Source organism: Komagataeibacter sp. FNDCF1 (assembly GCF_021295335.1).
Lineage (GTDB): Bacteria > Pseudomonadota > Alphaproteobacteria > Acetobacterales > Acetobacteraceae > Komagataeibacter.
The window spans coordinates 1-17,020 of record NZ_JAIWOT010000001.1; the positions used below are offsets into that span (position 1 = coordinate 1).

At 64.5% G+C, this 17,020-nt stretch carries 13 protein-coding genes; 11 read left to right on the forward strand and 2 right to left on the reverse strand.

Going from position 1 to position 17,020, the window contains the following annotated elements; translation table 11 throughout:
* From dnaA to gyrB, 4 genes are all read left to right on the forward strand, one after another.
* Nucleotides 1–1,467 (forward strand): chromosomal replication initiator protein DnaA (dnaA, locus tag LDL32_RS00005; RefSeq protein ID WP_233062865.1); only part of this gene is annotated, 1,467 nt, incomplete at its 5' end.
* 115 nt (nucleotides 1,468–1,582) lie between these two features.
* The gene (gene dnaN, locus LDL32_RS00010; RefSeq protein ID WP_233062868.1) at nucleotides 1,583–2,707 is read left to right on the forward strand and encodes a DNA polymerase III subunit beta; all 1,125 of its coding nucleotides are present in this window, start codon (nucleotides 1,583–1,585) and stop codon (nucleotides 2,705–2,707) included.
* A 23-nt stretch (nucleotides 2,708–2,730) separates the two neighbouring features.
* The gene (gene recF, locus LDL32_RS00015) at nucleotides 2,731–3,855 is read left to right on the forward strand and encodes a DNA replication/repair protein RecF (RefSeq protein WP_233062870.1); all 1,125 of its coding nucleotides are present in this window, start codon (nucleotides 2,731–2,733) and stop codon (nucleotides 3,853–3,855) included.
* A gap of 90 nt (nucleotides 3,856–3,945) precedes the next feature.
* Nucleotides 3,946–6,414: a DNA topoisomerase (ATP-hydrolyzing) subunit B gene (gene gyrB / locus LDL32_RS00020; RefSeq protein WP_370636599.1), complete on the forward strand. Its 2,469-nt coding sequence runs from the start codon at nucleotides 3,946–3,948 to the stop codon at nucleotides 6,412–6,414.
* A gap of 5 nt (nucleotides 6,415–6,419) precedes the next feature.
* Here gyrB and gph read toward each other — a convergent pair whose 3' ends face one another.
* Entirely contained in the window at nucleotides 6,420–7,100 is a 681-nt protein-coding gene (gene gph / locus LDL32_RS00025; RefSeq protein WP_233062875.1) for a phosphoglycolate phosphatase, read from the reverse strand.
* A 117-nt stretch (nucleotides 7,101–7,217) separates the two neighbouring features.
* On the opposite strand from gph, the gene glmU reads away from it, so the two are divergent.
* From glmU to LDL32_RS00060, 7 genes are all read left to right on the forward strand, one after another.
* Nucleotides 7,218–8,585 (forward strand): bifunctional UDP-N-acetylglucosamine diphosphorylase/glucosamine-1-phosphate N-acetyltransferase GlmU, encoded by a 1,368-nt coding sequence (glmU, locus tag LDL32_RS00030; protein WP_233062877.1) that lies wholly within the window; start codon nucleotides 7,218–7,220, stop codon nucleotides 8,583–8,585.
* Nucleotides 8,585–10,408, forward strand: coding sequence for a glutamine--fructose-6-phosphate transaminase (isomerizing) (gene glmS / locus LDL32_RS00035; RefSeq protein WP_233062885.1), 1,824 nt, complete (start codon nucleotides 8,585–8,587; stop codon nucleotides 10,406–10,408). The genes glmU and glmS overlap by 1 nt, the downstream gene beginning before the upstream one ends.
* A 68-nt stretch (nucleotides 10,409–10,476) precedes the next feature.
* Nucleotides 10,477–11,469: an FAD-dependent oxidoreductase gene (locus LDL32_RS00040; protein WP_233062907.1), complete on the forward strand. Its 993-nt coding sequence runs from the start codon at nucleotides 10,477–10,479 to the stop codon at nucleotides 11,467–11,469.
* 32 nt (nucleotides 11,470–11,501) lie between these two features.
* Entirely contained in the window at nucleotides 11,502–11,702 is a 201-nt protein-coding gene (gene thiS / locus LDL32_RS00045) for a sulfur carrier protein ThiS (RefSeq protein WP_233062909.1), read from the forward strand.
* Nucleotides 11,703–11,707: 5 nt separating this feature from the next.
* Entirely contained in the window at nucleotides 11,708–12,478 is a 771-nt protein-coding gene (locus tag LDL32_RS00050; protein ID WP_233062918.1) for a thiazole synthase, read from the forward strand.
* The gene (locus LDL32_RS00055) at nucleotides 12,475–13,095 is read left to right on the forward strand and encodes a thiamine phosphate synthase (RefSeq protein ID WP_233062920.1); all 621 of its coding nucleotides are present in this window, start codon (nucleotides 12,475–12,477) and stop codon (nucleotides 13,093–13,095) included. The genes LDL32_RS00050 and LDL32_RS00055 overlap by 4 nt, the downstream gene beginning before the upstream one ends.
* Before the next feature lie 239 nt (nucleotides 13,096–13,334).
* Nucleotides 13,335–15,959 (forward strand): cation:proton antiporter, encoded by a 2,625-nt coding sequence (locus LDL32_RS00060; protein WP_233062929.1) that lies wholly within the window; start codon nucleotides 13,335–13,337, stop codon nucleotides 15,957–15,959.
* 150 nt (nucleotides 15,960–16,109) lie between these two features.
* On the opposite strand, the gene LDL32_RS00065 is transcribed toward LDL32_RS00060, so the two are convergent.
* Complete coding sequence (locus LDL32_RS00065) at nucleotides 16,110–16,931, reverse strand: hypothetical protein (RefSeq protein WP_233062931.1); 822 nt, start codon at nucleotides 16,929–16,931, stop codon at nucleotides 16,110–16,112.
* Between the last annotated feature and the right edge of the window lie 89 nt (nucleotides 16,932–17,020).

Consider the following 17,020-nt stretch of genomic DNA (forward strand, 5'->3'; position numbering starts at 1 on the left):
ATGACGGGTGGACTGGGAGGCTATGACGCTGTGGCGGAAGCCAATGCGCAGAAAAGTGTGCTCGCCATTCACTGGTCGCGCATTTGCGAACGGCTGAAGGTCGAGGTGGGGGAAGTCGAATACCGTACGTGGCTGCGCCAGATCACGGTTGGCCCGGTGGAGGAGGACGAGATCACCCTCTACCTGCCCACCCGCTTCCTGCGTGACTGGGTGCGCGGGCAGTATGGCGACCGGCTGGGCACGCTGTGGAACGCGGAAGTGCCCGCCATCCGCCGTGTGGAACTGCAGGTTGCCCGTCCCGCCGCCGATGCGGCCCCGGCAACCGTGCCGGAAGATGCGTCCGCTGCCGCACCCGCCCGTGGCGCAATGGAAACCGCTGCCGCCCGTCCGGCCACGCCTGCCCCCGTGGCGGAGGAGCCGCGTCCCGCCGAAGTCCGCACCGACCTGGCCGCCCCGCTGGACCAGCGCTTCACCTTTGACACCTTCGTTGTGGGCAAGCCCAACGAGTTCGCCTATGCCTGCGCCCGGCGCGTGGCCGAACAGCCCTCCAGCCCCGGCTTCAACCCGCTGTTCCTGTATGGCGGTGTAGGACTTGGCAAGACGCATCTCATGCATTCCATCGGTGCCGAACTGGTGCGGGAGGGACGGGTGTCGGTGGCCTACATGTCGGCCGAGAAGTTCATGTACCGCTTCATCGCCGCCATCCGCTCCCAGTCCACCATGGAATTCAAGGAACAGCTGCGTTCCGTTGACGTGCTGATGATCGATGACCTGCAGTTCCTGATTGGCAAGGACAATACGCAGGAAGAATTCTTCCATACCTTCAATGCGCTGGTGGATGCGGGGCGGCAGATCGTGGTCTCTGCCGACAAGTCGCCCTCCGACCTGTCGGGGCTGGAGGACAGGCTGCGTACCCGCCTGGGCTGCGGCATGGTGGCGGATATCCATGCCACCACGTTCGAACTGCGTATCTCCATTCTTGAAGCCAAGGCCACGGCATCCGGCGTGGTGGTGCCCGCCAAGGTGCTGGAATTCCTGGCGCACAAGATCACATCCAACGTGCGTGAGCTTGAGGGCGCGCTCAACCGCCTGATCGCGCATGCCAACCTGTTCGGCCGCCCGGTCACGCTGGAAGCCACGCAGGATGTGCTGCACGACATCCTCAAGGCGCATGACCGCCGCGTAACCATTGAGGAAATCCAGCGCAAGGTGGCGGAGCACTGGAACATTCGGCTGACCGACATGTCATCCGCCCGCCGCGCGCGCGCGGTGGCCCGGCCCCGGCAGGTGGCGATGTACCTGGCCAAGCAGTTGACCAGTCGCTCCCTGCCCGAGATCGGGCGCAAGTTCGGCAACCGCGACCATACCACCGTCATCCACGCCGTATCGCGCGTGACGGGCCTGATGGCGGAAGACCCGGCCTTTGCCGAGGACGTGGAACTGCTGCGCCGCATGCTGGAAAGCTGAGCCCGTCGCGTTGCGGGCGGCTACGCCCTTTACCCGGGTCGGGCGCGCCTGCTAGACATGTCAGCCCCGTCATGGCGTTGCGTGAACGTGGTGGGGTGTGGAGGATATCTTACCGATGAAGTTGAAGGCCGACCGCGTAACGCTGCTCAAGGCACTGGCCCACATCCAGAGCGTTGCCGAGAAGCGCAATACCATCCCCATCCTGGCCAATGTGCTGATCAATGTCGTCGATGGCGCGATGACGCTGACCGCAACCGACATGGAAATTGCGGTGGTGGAAGGCATTGCGGCCGAAACACAGCGCGATGGCGCGGTTACGGCGCCAGCGGCCGTACTGTATGAAATCGTGCGCAAGCTGCCCGATGGCGCGCAGGTGGAGCTTGACCACGCAGGCGGCGATGCGCCGCTGGGCCTGCGGGCCGGACGGTTCGCCACCAGCCTGAACGTGCTGGACGTGGATGACTTCCCCTCCATGATGGCAGGCGCGCTGCCGCATGAATTCAGCATGCCCGCGCAGGTGCTGCGTGGCCTGATCGACCGGACGCGCTTCGCCATCTCCACGGAGGAGACGCGCTACTACCTCAACGGCATCTTCGTGCATGTGGCGGAAGGCGGGGCGGGCCCCGTCCTGCGCGCGGTCGCGACTGACGGCCACCGTCTGGCCCGGGTCGAGACCGAACTGCCCGCCGGCAGTGCCGGCATGCCCGGCGTGATCGTGCCGCGCAAGACGGTGGGCGAACTGCGCAAGCTGCTGGATGAGGGGCCGGAGCAGGTGGCGGTGGCACTGTCCGACACACGCATCCAGTTCTCGATCGGCAACATCACGCTGACCTCCAAGCTGATTGACGGCACCTTTCCCGAATACGAGCGCGTGATCCCGCATGGTAACGACAGGATCCTGCGCGTGGGCAAGAAGATCTTTTCCGATGCCGTCTCCCGCGTGGCCGCGATCAGCCAGGAGCGGTCGCGCCCGGTCAAGCTGAGCATGGCGCACAACCTGCTCACCCTGTCCGCCGCCAGTCAGGACCAGGGCACGGCAACCGAGGAACTGGACGAGAACCACGTCTCCTACGATGCGGCACCCATCGAGATCGGTTTCCAGGCCCGCTACCTGAATGATATTACTGACCAGGTGGAGCGTGAGGTCGAATTCGCCTTTTCCGACAGTTCGGCCCCCACCATCGTGCGCGATGTCGACAGTCCTTCCGCGCTGTATGTGCTCATGCCGATGCGCGTCTAGGCGCGCGCGGCCCGCGGGGGCGCATGGCCTTCATCAACCGGCTGGTCCTGACGGATTTCCGGAATTACCGGCATCTTTCGTGGCAGCCCCGCCTGCCTGTCACGGTCATTGCCGGGCCGAATGGCAGCGGCAAGACCAACCTGCTTGAAGCGGTTTCCCTGCTGGTGCCCGGCAGGGGACTGCGCGGGGCGCGCATGGATGAACTGCCCCGGCACGGCACGACCCTGTGGGGCGTGGTGGCGCAGGTGGCCGACAGGCCGGGGGATGAAGCCCTGTCCATGCAGCTTGCCACCGGGGCGGACCCGCTCCGGCCTGATCGCCGGGCATTCCGGGTGGATGGCCAGACCCTGCGCAACCGTGATTCCGTTTCCGAATATTTTTCCGCCGTATGGCTGACCCCGCAGATGGACCGCCTGTTCCAGGAGGGGGCGGGGGGACGCCGCCGCTTTCTGGACCGGCTGGTGCTGGCGCTGGAACCGGGACATGCCCGGGAGGTAGCGGCGCATGACCGTGCTATGGTGCAGCGTAACCGCCTGCTGGCCCAATCTGGCGCGGACCCGGACTGGCTGGCCGCGCTGGAACGGACCATGGCCCGCCACGCGGTGGCGGCCACGGCCGCACGCATGGACATGATTGCCCGCCTGAACACGGATGAACAGGCGGTGCTTGATGGCTTTCCCGCCGCCCGGCTTGCGCTGGAGTGCGTGATTGCCGACCGGCTGGCGCAGGAACCGGCACTTGCGGTGGAGGACTGGCTGGCTGAACGCATTGCCAGCACGCGGGCCGTGGACCGTCAGCGTGGCGGCAGCCGCTTTGGCGCCCATCGGGCGGACATGCGCATGGCGGACCGGCTGACAGGCCGCCCGGCCAGCCAGTCCAGCACCGGCCAGCAGAAGGCCCTGCTGGTGGGCACAGTGCTGTCCCACGCCCGGATCCTGACGGCGTGCCGGGGGCAGGCGCCGATGCTGCTGCTGGATGAACCGCTGGTGCATCTGGATGCGGCGCGGCGTGACAGCCTGTTCCATGCCCTGCGTCGCCTGCGGACCGGCGTGCTGCTGACGGGCACGGACGCCGAACAGTTCGCCCCGCTGCGCGAAGGCGCCGAATTCGTGACCCCGGGTGAAGGTAATCTTGTCCAGCACGCATGATTTCGATGAGGAATGCTGGTTACGCGGGGCGGTTCGGGCTATAATGCGTTCTGTTATTTTGTTGTTATCCGCTGTGGAGCATCTGCCGGCATGACCGATCAATCCAGTCCCGACCAGAAACACGATGCCGAGGTCGCGGGCGGCGTGCCGCCTGCTGCGGATTACGATGCGGCGTCCATCTCGGTTCTGCGCGGACTGGATGCCGTACGCAAGCGCCCGGGCATGTATATCGGGGATACGGATGACGGATCGGGCCTGCACCACATGGCCTTCGAGATCATCGACAACGCCGTGGATGAGGCGCAGGCCGGATTTGCCACATGCTGCACCGTGACCCTCAATGGTGACGGCAGCGTGACGGTGCGCGATGACGGGCGCGGCATCCCGACCGACATGCATCATGAGGAAGGGGTGAGTGCGGCCGAAGTCGTGCTGACCAAGCTGCATGCAGGCGGCAAGTTCAATCAGAATTCCTACAAGGTGTCTGGCGGCCTGCACGGCGTGGGTGCCGCCGTGGTCAATGCGCTGTCCGAATGGATGGAGGTGCGCATCTGGCGTGACGGGTCCGAGCACGTGATCCGCTTCCAGCATGGCGAGCGTGACGGGCCGCTGCGCCTTGTGGGCAAAAGTGACGAACCGCGTGGCACGCAGGTCACGTTCAAGCCCAGCGCCCAGACATTCGCCAAGGTGGAATTCGAGTTTGCGATTCTTGAACGCCGCCTGCGGGAACTGGCCTTCCTCAATTCCGGGCTCAGGATCATTCTGCGTGATGAGCGCCATGAACCCGCGCGGGAGGAAGCCTTCCATTACGAAGGCGGCCTGTGCGCCTTCGTGGAATGGCTGGACCAGGGCAAGACCGCCATTGTCGAGCCACCGATTACCGGCAGCCTGCAGAATGACGAAAACGGCATCAAGGTCGAGTTCGCACTGACATGGAACGACAGTTTCCATGAGACCATGCTGTGCTTCACCAACAATATCCCCCAGCGTGATGGCGGTTCGCACCTTGCCGGCTTTCGCCAGGCGCTGACCCGCGTGGTGGGCCGTTACGCGGAAGCGAATGCCACCAAGAAGGACAGCCATGCCCTCAATGGCGAGGACATGCGCGAGGGCCTGACCGCCGTGCTGTCGGTCAAGGTGCCGGACCCCAAATTTTCCTCCCAGACCAAGGACAAGCTGGTCTCATCCGAAGTGCAGCCGGTGGTGCATGCCGCCGCGGCCGACATGATCTCCCACTGGTTCGAGACCCATCCCAAGGAAGCCCGCCTGATCGTGGCCAAGGTGATGGATGCGGCTGCCGCGCGTGAGGCGGCGCGGCGCGCGCGTGAACTCACGCGGCGCAAGGGCGTGCTGGACATTTCCTCCCTGCCCGGCAAGCTGGCGGACTGCCAGGAGCGTGATCCGTCCAAATGCGAACTGTTTCTGGTCGAGGGTGACTCGGCAGGCGGTACGGCCAAGCAGGGACGTGACCGGCGCTTCCAGGCAATCCTGCCGCTCAAGGGCAAGATCCTCAATGTGGAGCGCGCGCGCTTTGACCGCATGCTCGGCTCGGCTGAAATCGGCACGCTGATCACGGCGCTGGGCACCGGTATTGGTCGGGGAGACGTGGAACATGGCGGCTTCTCGATTGATAAGCTGCGCTACCACCGTATCGTCATCATGACGGACGCTGACGTGGATGGCTCGCACATCCGCACCCTGCTGCTGACCTTCTTCTTCCGCCAGATGCCCGAACTGATCGAGAAGGGATATCTGTACATCGCCCAGCCGCCGCTTTACCGTGCCAAGCGTGGCAATGACGAGCGGTACCTCAAGGATGATGCGGCGCTGGAGACCTACCTGCTGGACAAGGCGCTGGCCAATGCGGCGCTGCGTTACGGCGACGGGCGCGAGATCGAGGGTGAGCTCATGCGCGCCGAAGTACTGTTCATCCGCGACGTGACGCGCGCGCTGTCCCGCCTTTCGGCGCGGGTGCCGGTCTGGGTGCTGGAACAGGCGGCCATCGCGGGCGTGCTGCGTCCCGACCTGCAGGCCATGCCGGAACGGATCGTGGACCTGCAGGCCCGGCTGGATGCGGTCTCTCCCCCGGCGGAGCGTGGCTGGAAGGTCGCGGTCAGTGACAGCGGGCTGGAAATGGCCCGCAGCGTGCGCGGCGTGGGGGAGGTCTACCGCCTGGAAGCCACGGCCCTGCGGAGTGCGGAAGTGCGCTGGCTGGCTGAACGCCATGCGCGGCTGGTGGCGGATTTTGCCCGGCCGATCGCCCTTGTGATTGATGGCAATGCCCAGTCCTTCGATGGCCCGGCATCGCTGTACGAGCGGATTCTGGCGCAGGGCCGCAAGGGGCTGTCCATCAACCGCTTCAAGGGGCTGGGCGAGATGAATGACGAACAGCTTTGGGAAACCACGCTCGATCCCGCGATGCGCACGCTGCTGCAGGTCAAGGTGGGCGACATTGAAAACGCGGCGCAGGTCTTCTCCACCCTCATGGGGGATGTGGTCGAGCCGCGCCGGGACTTCATCGTGGGCAATGCGCTCAAGGTCGCCAACCTGGACGTATAGCGCGTTCAGGCGGGTATGATTTCGCCTGCCAGATGCGTGACTTCGGTAATGGAATCGGCGCCAACCGTGGCACCCGCTTCCATTTCCGGCCGTCCGTACCCCCAGCGGGCGAAAATGGCGGGCACATGCGCGCCGATTGCGGCGGCCATGTCGTTATGATGGTCGCCTGTCATGATCGCGCGGCGCGGGTCACCCCCGGCCAGTGCAATGGTGTCCAGCAGGTGGCGCGGATCAGGCTTGCGGGTGTCGAAGCTGTCCCCGCCACCCACGGCCACAAACCATTTTTCCAGATCAAGAACGCGCAGGATGTGGCGCGCGGCGGCAACGGGTTTGTTGGTGCATACGGCCATGCGCCATCCATCCGCCCGCAGGCCCGCCAGCATGGTTTCCGTACCGGGAAAGGGGCGGGACAGGTCGGTGGAATGGGGCGTATAGTCGGCCATGTAGCGGGTCGTGGCTTCGGCCGGGTCAATCGCCGCGGCAGCGGGGCCGGCATGGGCAAGCAGGCGCCGGACCAGCACCGCCACACCATCGCCAATCATGGGGCGCACTAGGTCGGGGGTAATGGGGGGCAGGCTGTAATGCACCAGCAGCCTGCTGGCGCAGGCGGCAAGGTCGGGCAGGCTGTCGATCAGTGTGCCATCCATGTCAAAAACGGCCAGGCGGGGCAGGGAGGCTGTCATCATGAACTCCTTGAATGACGGTGCGGGTGGAGAAGTAGCAATCGGAAATTCTAAGTGATGGTATCGCGCATGCATAAGGGTTTGACAGGGTGCGCGGGTGCGGAGTACCCGCACACTGCCATGAATACCAAGACCGATACCGCAGTATCCGCCCCCGCTTCCCCGCTGTCGACCGCCGTCATCCTTGCGGCCGGGCGTGGCACCCGCATGAAGTCGGAGCGGCCCAAGGTCATGCATCCGCTGGCGGGGCAGCCCATGCTGCGCTACCTGCTGGATAACGCGGCGCAGGTGTTTGACCGGGTGGTGGTGGTGATCGGTCCCGGCATGGATGACGTGGCGGCCCTTGCCGCCCCGCATGCGGTGGTGGTGCAGCATGACCGCCTTGGCACCGGCCATGCCGCCCGCCAGGCGGAGGCGGCGTTTGGCGGCGGCGATGTGGCGGTCCTGTATGGTGACAACCCGCTGATCACGCCGGGTACCATGCGTGCGCTGCTGGCGCAGCGGTGTCGCGATGATACGGACCTTGCCCTGCTGGCCATGGAACCGGCGGACCCGGCGAAGTATGGTCGCGTGGTAACGCGGAACGGGCAGGTCGAGCGCATTGTGGAATGGGCGGACGCGACCCCGGCCGAGCGTGAAATCGGGTTGTGCAACGCCGGGGTGCTGTGCGCCGATGCTGCCGATTTCCGCCGCTGGCTGGATGAAATCAACAACGACAATGCGCAGGGCGAATACTATCTGGGCGATGTGGTGGCCCGTGCCGTGGCCGATGGGCGCATCGTGCGCGCGGTCGTGGCACCCGAGGATGAACTGCGCGGCATCAATTCGCGTGCCGAACTGGCACAGGCCGAAGCCTGTGTGCAGGTGCGCCTGCGGCAGGCGGCCATGGCAGGCGGCGCCACGCTGGTTGCCCCCGATACGGTGTTTCTGTGTGCCGATACCGTGCTGGAGCCCGACACGGTGGTGCATCCGCATGTGGTGTTCGGTCCGGGCGTGCATGTACGGCGCGGCACGGAAATCCATGCCTTCTCGCATGTGGAAGGGGCCATGGTCGGACCCGATGCCCAGATCGGCCCGTACGCCCGCCTGCGTCCCGGCACGGATGTGGGGGCAAAGGCGCGGGTGGGCAACTTCGTCGAACTCAAGGCCACCACGCTGGGCGCCGGGGCCAAGGCCAATCACCTGACCTATCTGGGAAATGCCACGGTAGGCAGCCGGGCCAATATCGGCGCGGGTACCATTACGTGCAATTATGATGGCGTGTTCAAGCATGTGACCGAAATCGGGGCGGACAGCTTCATCGGTTCGGATTCGGTGCTTGTGGCGCCAGTGCGGGTGGGTGACGGGACCATCACCGCCGCAGGCAGCGTGATCACCCATGATGTGCCCGACGGCGCCCTGGCCGTGGGGCGCGCCCGACAGGCCAACAAGGCGGGCCATGCCACGATGTTTCGTGACCGGCTGAAGAAAAGGAAGGAACAGGGCTGATGTGTGGCATTGTAGGGGTTGTCGGCAGCAATCAGGCCACGCCGGTCATTCTGGATGCCCTGCGCAGGCTGGAATATCGCGGGTACGATTCCGCCGGCATCGCAACGCTGGAGCACGGGCAGGTGGAACGCCGCCGCGCGGCGGGCAAGCTGGACCATCTGGCGACCCTGCTGGCGCGCATGCCGCTGCCGGGTGTGACCGGCATCGGCCATACCCGCTGGGCCACCCATGGTGCGCCAACCGAAAACAACGCCCACCCCCATGGCACGGAGCGGGTATCGGTCGTGCATAACGGCATTATCGAGAACTTCGAGGAACTGCGCCACGAACTGGAGGCGGCGGGCCAGGTCTTTTCCACCGATACGGATAGCGAGACGATCGCCCAACTGGTGGATTATCACCTCCAGCGCGGCCTTTCGCCACGGGATGCGGCGCATGAATGCCTGAAGCGGCTGGAAGGGGCCTACGCGCTGGCCATGATCTTCGCGGGGCATGATGGCATGGTCATCGGCGCCCGCCATGGCGCACCGCTGGTGGTGGGGTTCGGGGATAACGAGATGTTCCTCGGTTCCGACAGCCTGGCACTTGCCCCGCTCACGCGCCGCATCGCCTATCTGGATGACGGGGACTGGGTCGTGGTCACCCCGGCTGGCGCCACTTTCTTCGACATGGCTGGCAACGCGGTCGAGCGCCCGGTCCGGCTGACCGCGCTGATCGCGGCCTCGGTCGGCAAGGATGGCTACCGGCACTATATGGAAAAGGAACTGCACGAGCACCCGGTAGTGATCGGCCAGACCCTGCAGCGCCTGATCGACCCCGCCATCCGCCGCGTGGTGATGCCGGAACTGCCATTCGACCTGGGCCAGGTGCCGCGTGCGGTGATCACGGCCTGCGGGTCGGCTTTTTACGCGGGCATGATCGGGCGCTACTGGATCGAGCAGTATGCACGGCTGCCGGTTGATATCGATGTGGCGAGCGAGATGCGTTACCGCAATCCGCCACTGGCGCAGGGCGGGCTTGGGCTGCTCATCTCCCAGTCGGGGGAGACGGCGGATACGCTGGCCGCCCTGCGGGGCATGCGCGCTGCGGGGCAGCACATCGTCTCGGTGCTCAATGTCGAGCAGAGCACCATGGCGCGCGAGAGCGATGCCGTGCTGGGTACCGTGGCGGGGCCGGAAATATCCGTTGCCAGCACCAAGGCATTTACCGCCCAGCTTTCGGTGCTGGCATGCCTGACCATTGCCCTTGGCCGTGCGCGTGGCCTGCTGGACGCCACAACCGAGGAGCAGATGGTCACGGCACTGCTCGACCTGCCCAGCAAGGCGGCGGAAGTCTTCGAGCGGCATGACGAGATCCGCCGCATGGCCACCATCGTGGCGGAAGCGCGCGACGTGCTCTATCTGGGGCGCGGGGCCATGTTCCCCGTTGCGCTGGAAGGTGCGCTCAAGCTCAAGGAAATCACCTATATCCATGCCGAGGCCTATGCGGCGGGGGAAATGAAGCATGGGCCGATCTCGCTGATTGACAGCACCGTGCCGGTGGTGGCCACCGTGCCGTCCGGGCCCCTGTTTGAAAAAACCCTGTCCAACCTGCAGGAAGCCAAGGCGCGCGGCGGCCGGCTGCTGGTGTTTACCGATATGGCGGGTGCGCCAAGGCTGCGCGAGATTGCCGAATGCGTGGTGGCGATTCCGACGGTGGCGGAATTCGTAGCCCCGATCCTGCAGACCATACCGGTGCAGATTCTGGCCTACGAGGTAGCGCTGCTCAAGGGGACGGATGTGGACCAGCCGCGCAACCTCGCCAAGTCCGTTACTGTTGAATAGACAGACGGGAGCCGCTCGGCACAATCATCGCCAGCAGGAACGATAACAGCAGCAGGGACACGGAGCGCATGGCAGAACAAACGGCATCATCCCCCGGTGCGGGGCCGTCTGTCCTTGTGCGCGGCGCTGGTGTTTCGGGGCTGACCGCTGCCGTGACCCTGGCCGAGCGGGGGGCGCGGGTCCGTGTGCATGAAAGCGGGCCACGGGTCGGCTGGGGGGCATCATGGAAGGCGGGGGGCATGCTGGCCCCGTGGTGCGAGGCGGAATCCGCAACGCCGGAGGTTACGGCGCAGTCCCTGTCCTCACTGGACTGGTGGGATGCCCATGTGCCCGGTGTCATACGCAATGGCACCCTTGTGCTCGCCCCCGCGCGCGACGTGCGCGAAATCGCGCGCTTTGGCCGCCGGACATCACATTTCACCACCATAGGCGAGGGCGAGATCGCAGATCTCGAGCCCGACCTGGCGGACCGTTTTTCCCGCGCCCTGCTGTTTGCGGGGGAAGGCCATGTCGACCCGCGCGCGGCACTGGCGTCACTTGCCAGCCGGGTGGTGGAACTGGGGGGAAGCCTGCATTTCGGTGTGCCGCCCGACGCGGATATGACGGGGTATGACTGGGTCGTGGACTGCACCGGCATTGCCGCGCGTGAGCAGATGGCGGACATGCGCGGCGTGCGGGGTGAAATGCTGCTGCTGCGCTGCCCGGATGTCGGCCTGCACCGTCCCGTGCGCATGCTGCACCCGCGCATACCCATTTACATCGTGCCGCGCGCCGACCATGTGTACATGGTGGGCGCCACCATGATAGAAAGTGAAAACGCAGGCCCCATGACCCTGCGCTCCATGGCGGAGATGCTGGGCGCGGTCTATGCCCTGCACCCCGCCTTCGGGGAGGCCGAGATACTCGAGACCGGGACCGGGCTGCGCCCGTCCTACCCCGACAACATGCCTGCCGTCCGGCGCAATGGGCGGCATATCCACATCAATGGCATGTACCGCCATGGCTTCCTGCTCTCGCCCGTGCGGGCGGGGGAGGCGGCCGATATCGTGTTTGGCGCGTGAAGCACGCACCCTCCCCCGCACAGGAGATGGACATGCAGATTATGGTGAATGACACCCGTCACGACGTAAGGGCCACCACGCTTGCGGCCCTGCTTGAAGAACTGGGCTATGACGGGAATGCGCGCATCGCCACGGCAGTGGAAGGCAGTTTCGTGCCCAGGGGCCAGCGTATGTCCATGGTGCTGCGCGAAGGCGCGCGGGTGGAAATTCTGGCCCCGATGCAGGGAGGATGACGGCAATGACACTTTTCTATGGCACGGCGCTGACATCGCGCCTGATGCTGGGTACTGCCCAGTATCCATCACCTGAAATCCTGAGTGACGCGGTACGCCGCGCGGGTGCGGGTGTGGTGACCGTATCACTGCGGCGCGAGGCTGCGGGTTCACGCGCGGGGGAGACGTTCTGGAACCTGATCCGTGGGCTGGACGTGCCCGTGCTGCCCAATACCGCGGGCTGCCATACCGTGCGCGAAGCGGTGACCACGGCGCAGATGGCGCGTGAGGTTTTTGGCACCGACTGGATCAAGCTGGAGGTGATTGGCGAATCCGACACCCTCCAGCCCGACATGTTCGCGCTGGTCGAGGCCGCGCGGATCCTGATTGACGATGGCTTCAAGGTCTTTCCCTACATGACGGAGGACCTGGTCGGCGCCGAACGCCTGCTGCGCGCGGGGTGCGAGGTACTGATGCCATGGGGCGCGCCGATCGGGTCGGGCAAGGGGCTGAACAACCTGTTTGGCCTGCGCGCGCTGCGTGCCCATTTTCCCGATGTGCCGATGGTGGTGGATGCCGGCATTGGCGTGCCGTCGCACGCGGCGCAGGCGATGGAACTGGGTTATGACGCGGTGCTGATCAACACGGCGGTGGCCAAGGCGGGCAACCCGGCGGAAATGGCGCGTGCCTTCGCCATGGCGGTCGAGGCCGGGCGCATGGCCTATGTGGCCGACCCGATGGAGGTCCGTGACATGGCCGTGCCCTCGACCCCCGTTATCGGGCAGGCAGTGCTGTGAGCGCGGCCCTGCCATCACGCATCTACCCTGTTGTCGATGCCGCCCACTGGGTTGCCCGGCTGGGGCAGGCGGGCGCAGGACTGATCCAGCTGCGGCTCAAGGACATGGCGCCGGATGCCCTGCGCCATGAAATCTGTGAGGGGATCCGCCTGGCGCGCGCGCATGACGTGACGCTCGTGCTGAATGATTACTGGCAGATCGCGATAGAGGAAGGGGTGGATTACATCCATCTGGGGCAGGAGGATCTGGATACGGCGGATATTGCGGCCATTCGCGCGGCAGGCATCCGCCTTGGGGTCAGTACCCACAGCGATTCGGAACTGGAGCGTGCCCTGTCCGTCACACCCGATTACGTGGCGCTTGGCCCGGTCTGGCCGACCACGCTCAAGAAAATGCCGTGGGGCCCGCAGGGCACCGCCAGGCTGACGGCATGGAAGCAGCGGATTGGCGGCATACCGCTGGTTGCCATCGGCGGCATCACGCGTGAACGTGCGCCGCTGTGTCTTGCCGCCGGGGCGGACTGTGTCTCCGCTGTGTCGGATTTCATTCGCATGCCCGACCCGGAAGCACAGGTAAGGGCGTGGCTGGCCGCGACCGCAGGCCCCGTTACGGTATGACAGGACGGGGCTGTGAAGCACTGGAACATAATGTGATCCAGCCTGTGTTGTTCCTGCAACGGGTATGTGGCATTATTGATACTCGGTGCGGGGGTATGTGAAGCAACGTCTTTCGCGGCCGGATACCGACCGTGTAAGTCCCGTTTCGCTGATCCGTAATATAATGAACATAATCTGTTCATGGTCGGTCGCTAGGATTGGGCTATGATCGCCATATGGCCGTGAATCGGGGATTTTGAATGGAGATAGCGGGTCTGGCAGCAATCCTGATGGCAATTGCCGTGCTGCTTGTCGTGGTCAGCGGGGTGCAGCCGCTTGCCCGCCGCCTGGAACTGTCCGAGACCGTGCTGCTGGCCATCGTGGGCATCGTCATCGGCGGGGCGGCCGATCTTGTGCTGCGCAATTCCCATCTGGAAATATTCAATGGCGCGGCACAGACGCTGCTGGATTTCCCGCTCAACAGCGAAGCGTTCCTGCTGATCTTCCTGCCCATACTGGTGTTCCAGGGGGCTCTGGGCATTGACGTGCGCAGGCTGGCGCATGAAACCGCGACCGTGCTGCTGCTGGCGGTGGTGGCGGTTGCGGTATCCACCGCCGCGATCGGCTTCGCGCTCTATCCCTTTGCGGGCATGCCGCTGGCGGTCTGCCTGCTGCTTGGCTCCATCGTGGCCACGACCGATCCGTCGGCCGTTGCGGGCATATTCAAGGAAATCGGCGCCGCAAGCCGCCTGACCCGGCTGGTGGAAGGCGAGGCGCTGCTCAATGACGCCGCTGCCATTTCCATCTTCACTATCCTGCTGGGTTCCATCACCTCGCATCACAAGATCATGCTTGGTGGCGCGATGCTGGAGTTCCTGGTCTCCTTTGTCGGGGCGCTCATCATCGGCGTGGTGTTCGGGCGGCTTACGCTCATGGTCATTCCGGCACTGGGGGTGGCACCCGCGGCGGAGGTCACGCTGACCGTGGCGCTGCCCTACCTTTCCTATATCGTATGCGATGAATTCTTGGGCTTTTCCGGTGTGGTGGCCACGGCGGCGTCCGGGCTGACCATTTCCATCTATGGCCCGTCCACCTTCCGGCCACAGACATGGCGATTCCTGAACGAGCTGTGGCAGCAGCTTGTATTCTGGGCGGGGTCGCTGGTGTTCGTGCTGGCGTCCATGCTGGTGCCACGCCTGCTGGTGGGCATGACGAAATGGGACTGCGTGCTGATCCTGCTGGCCGCGGGCGCCGGGCTTCTGGCCCGTGGGGCGGTGGTGTTCGGCATGCTGCCCGTCCTTGCCGCGACCAAGCTTTCCCCGCCGGTACCCACACCGTTCAAGGTGACGATGGTATGGGGTGGGCTGCGGGGCGCGATCACGCTGGCGCTGGCGCTGGCGGTGACCGAGAACGAGCATGTTTCGAGTGGCATCGCCCACTTCATCGGCATCATCGCCACCGGCTTCGTGCTGATCACGCTGTTCGTCAATGGTCTTTCACTGCGCTACCTCGTGCTGTTCCTCAAGCTGGACCAGCTGCCGCTGATCGATCAGGCGCTGCGCCACCAGATCCTGGCCATCGGTCTGGGGGAAGTCCGTGACCAGACGCGCGAAGTGGCGGGTGAGCTTGGTTTTTCCCGCAATGTCACCAATACCGTGGTCGAAGTGCTGGACCGCCGCGTCCATTCGGAGGAACAGGCCAACACCTTTGACACGGCCCTGGGTGACCGCCAGCGCGTGACGCTGGCGCTGATCGTCATTGCCAACCGCGAGCGTTCCATCCTGCTGGACCTGTTCCGCATACAGGGACTGTCGCGCCGGGTGATGGAAACGCTGCTGCGTTCGGCCGAGGCCATGGTCGATGGCGCACGGCTGGAGGGGCGCTTTGGCTATGTACGCGCCCTGCGGCGCAGGCTCCGGCCTTCGCTGCGTTTCCGCGTGGCGCAGGTCATCCATCATCGGTTCAATTTCGATACACCGCTGATGTACTGCATGATGGAGCGCTTCGAAATGCTGATGATCGGCTATTTCGTCTCGCTGTCGCTCACGCGGTTCATGCGCCAGCGCATGGAGCCCACGCTTGGCACCCGTATCAGTGAAATCGTGGGGGAGGTGCTGGGCCGCCAGTGCAAGCTGCTGGATGAAGCGCTCCAGACCCTGCGGCTGCATTACCATGGCTATTCCGAAGCGCTGGAAAACCGGATGCTGCGCCAGATCGCACTCAGGCTGGAGGAGGAAAAATATGATACCCTCATGGCCGATTCGCTGCTTAGCGAGGAACTGCACCGGGAATTGCACAAGGATGTGGAGCATCGGCGCGAACAGCTTGATTTCAGGCTGAAATTCAACATCCGTGCCGGGATCGAAAGCCGTATCCACAACTTCCCGCTGTTTGAGGGGGTGCCTGATGGCGTACTCCATGACGTGGCGATGAAGATGTCCATCCACTTCTCGTCCCCCGGTGAGCGGCTGTACCGCAAGGGGCAGAAGGTGCGGACGGTCTACTTCATCAGCGCCGGGCTGGCGGAAACCCATTACCCCAAGCATGATGTCCGGTTTGGCGCGGGTGCCGTGCTGGGGGCGGAGGAAGCCCTGAAGGACGAACGTGTGACCGTAACCAGCTGCTCGTTGCAGTTCGGTCACTTCATGACCATGAGCGCACGGCATTTCCGCGCGTTGGTGGAAGAGCATCCCCGCATTGGCGAGAACCTTGAGCGCCTGGTGAAAGCCCGCAGCAAGGGTGAACTGCCCGATGCCCAGCTTCTGCCACAGGACGGAAAAGACACGCCCGAAAGCCCGCCATCCTATGACGCCATTGACCTGGCCATGGCCCCCGTCAACCGCGTCATCCCGATAAAGCATGACAATGAAGCGACCGATGCCTGAAACCCGCGCCATCCCCTGAACGCCCGCGGGCTTTTGATTCGCCCGTTGGTCGTGTCGCTGGCGACGGGTGTCAGATCGCACGCATGGACGGGAAGGATGCGCCGGGCGGCGGAGGTCAATCTGATGATAAAGGCTGGCAAAAACCACCAGCTAACGTGATACGACCGTATAATCGGGTGATCTGGCACCCGGGTCCGACATCACCGTAATGATATCATGCATGATACGGTCCGCTGTCATCAGTCGGTAATGGATGGGATCCCAGAACAGGTCACGGTCATCAGTAATGGGGCCAGGTATGTCGAAATCCAGTACCAGCGTGTGGGGAGCGGTGGCGGCAACGGATGCCACGTAGCGGTGGCATGCTTCGAACATGCTGTCATACATTGATCCCCGCGGGTTATGTCGGGTTGCCTGTACCGGCGGAAACCACAGGATACGGACCGTCGTATCCGGTACGGCGTCAAGGATGGCGGGAAGGTACGTCCGCATGGCCGGTGCCGCTTCAATCGGTGTGGGCGGCGGGCGCATGGGGTCAGGCCCCCATGCGGCAAAGACCCGGTTGGCGCGTGCGCGGGTATAGAGACTGTCGGCCGCTACGAAGTTCGTGTACCCGTCCTCGCCATAATGGTCGTGACGCAGGCCAAGCTGCAGCATGAATTCGTTGGCGGCTTCCTGCAATGCGTACAGGTTGGCCATGTGCAGGTAACCCAGCCATGATGACCCCTGATAGATCCAGTCGGGCCAGGGCTCATTATTCAGTGGAACCTGCTTGGGGCCATACAGGCACCATGATCGATCCAGGTCCACCATCAGAAACCTGGGGCTGGGATGATGGCGCAGGAACTCGCGCAGCAGTCGGTACTGCTCATGGGGCCGGGCATTGTTCATGGCCATGTTGAGGAAATGCGCGCCAAGCGGGCCATCCAGTATTTCAGGCCGCATCAGGCGTGCAGTCGATGTGCCGAGCATGACCGAATCAAACCTGTTTTTCCGGGCCAGCATCGGCATGGTAAAGCGCGCATTGCTGGTAACGGGCACCCGATGCAGTGGAAGGGAGA

Bases quoted from the DNA above. Each gene is read 5' to 3' on its own strand.
- glmU (WP_233062877.1), top strand. From the start codon at position 7,218: ATGAATACCAAGACCGATACCGCAGTATCCGCCCCCGCTTCCCCGCTG.
- LDL32_RS00060 (WP_233062929.1), top strand. From the start codon at position 13,335: ATGGAGATAGCGGGTCTGGCAGCAATCCTGATGGCAATTGCCGTGCTG.
- LDL32_RS00050 (WP_233062918.1), top strand. From the start codon at position 11,708: ATGACACTTTTCTATGGCACGGCGCTGACATCGCGCCTGATGCTGGGT.
- recF (WP_233062870.1), top strand. From the start codon at position 2,731: ATGGCCTTCATCAACCGGCTGGTCCTGACGGATTTCCGGAATTACCGG.
- thiS (WP_233062909.1), top strand. From the start codon at position 11,502: ATGCAGATTATGGTGAATGACACCCGTCACGACGTAAGGGCCACCACG.
- LDL32_RS00065 (WP_233062931.1), bottom strand. From the start codon at position 16,931: ATGCTCGGCACATCGACTGCACGCCTGATGCGGCCTGAAATACTGGAT.
- gyrB (WP_370636599.1), top strand. From the start codon at position 3,946: ATGACCGATCAATCCAGTCCCGACCAGAAACACGATGCCGAGGTCGCG.
- gph (WP_233062875.1), bottom strand. From the start codon at position 7,100: ATGATGACAGCCTCCCTGCCCCGCCTGGCCGTTTTTGACATGGATGGC.
- LDL32_RS00040 (WP_233062907.1), top strand. From the start codon at position 10,477: ATGGCAGAACAAACGGCATCATCCCCCGGTGCGGGGCCGTCTGTCCTT.
- glmS (WP_233062885.1), top strand. From the start codon at position 8,585: ATGTGTGGCATTGTAGGGGTTGTCGGCAGCAATCAGGCCACGCCGGTC.
- dnaN (WP_233062868.1), top strand. From the start codon at position 1,583: ATGAAGTTGAAGGCCGACCGCGTAACGCTGCTCAAGGCACTGGCCCAC.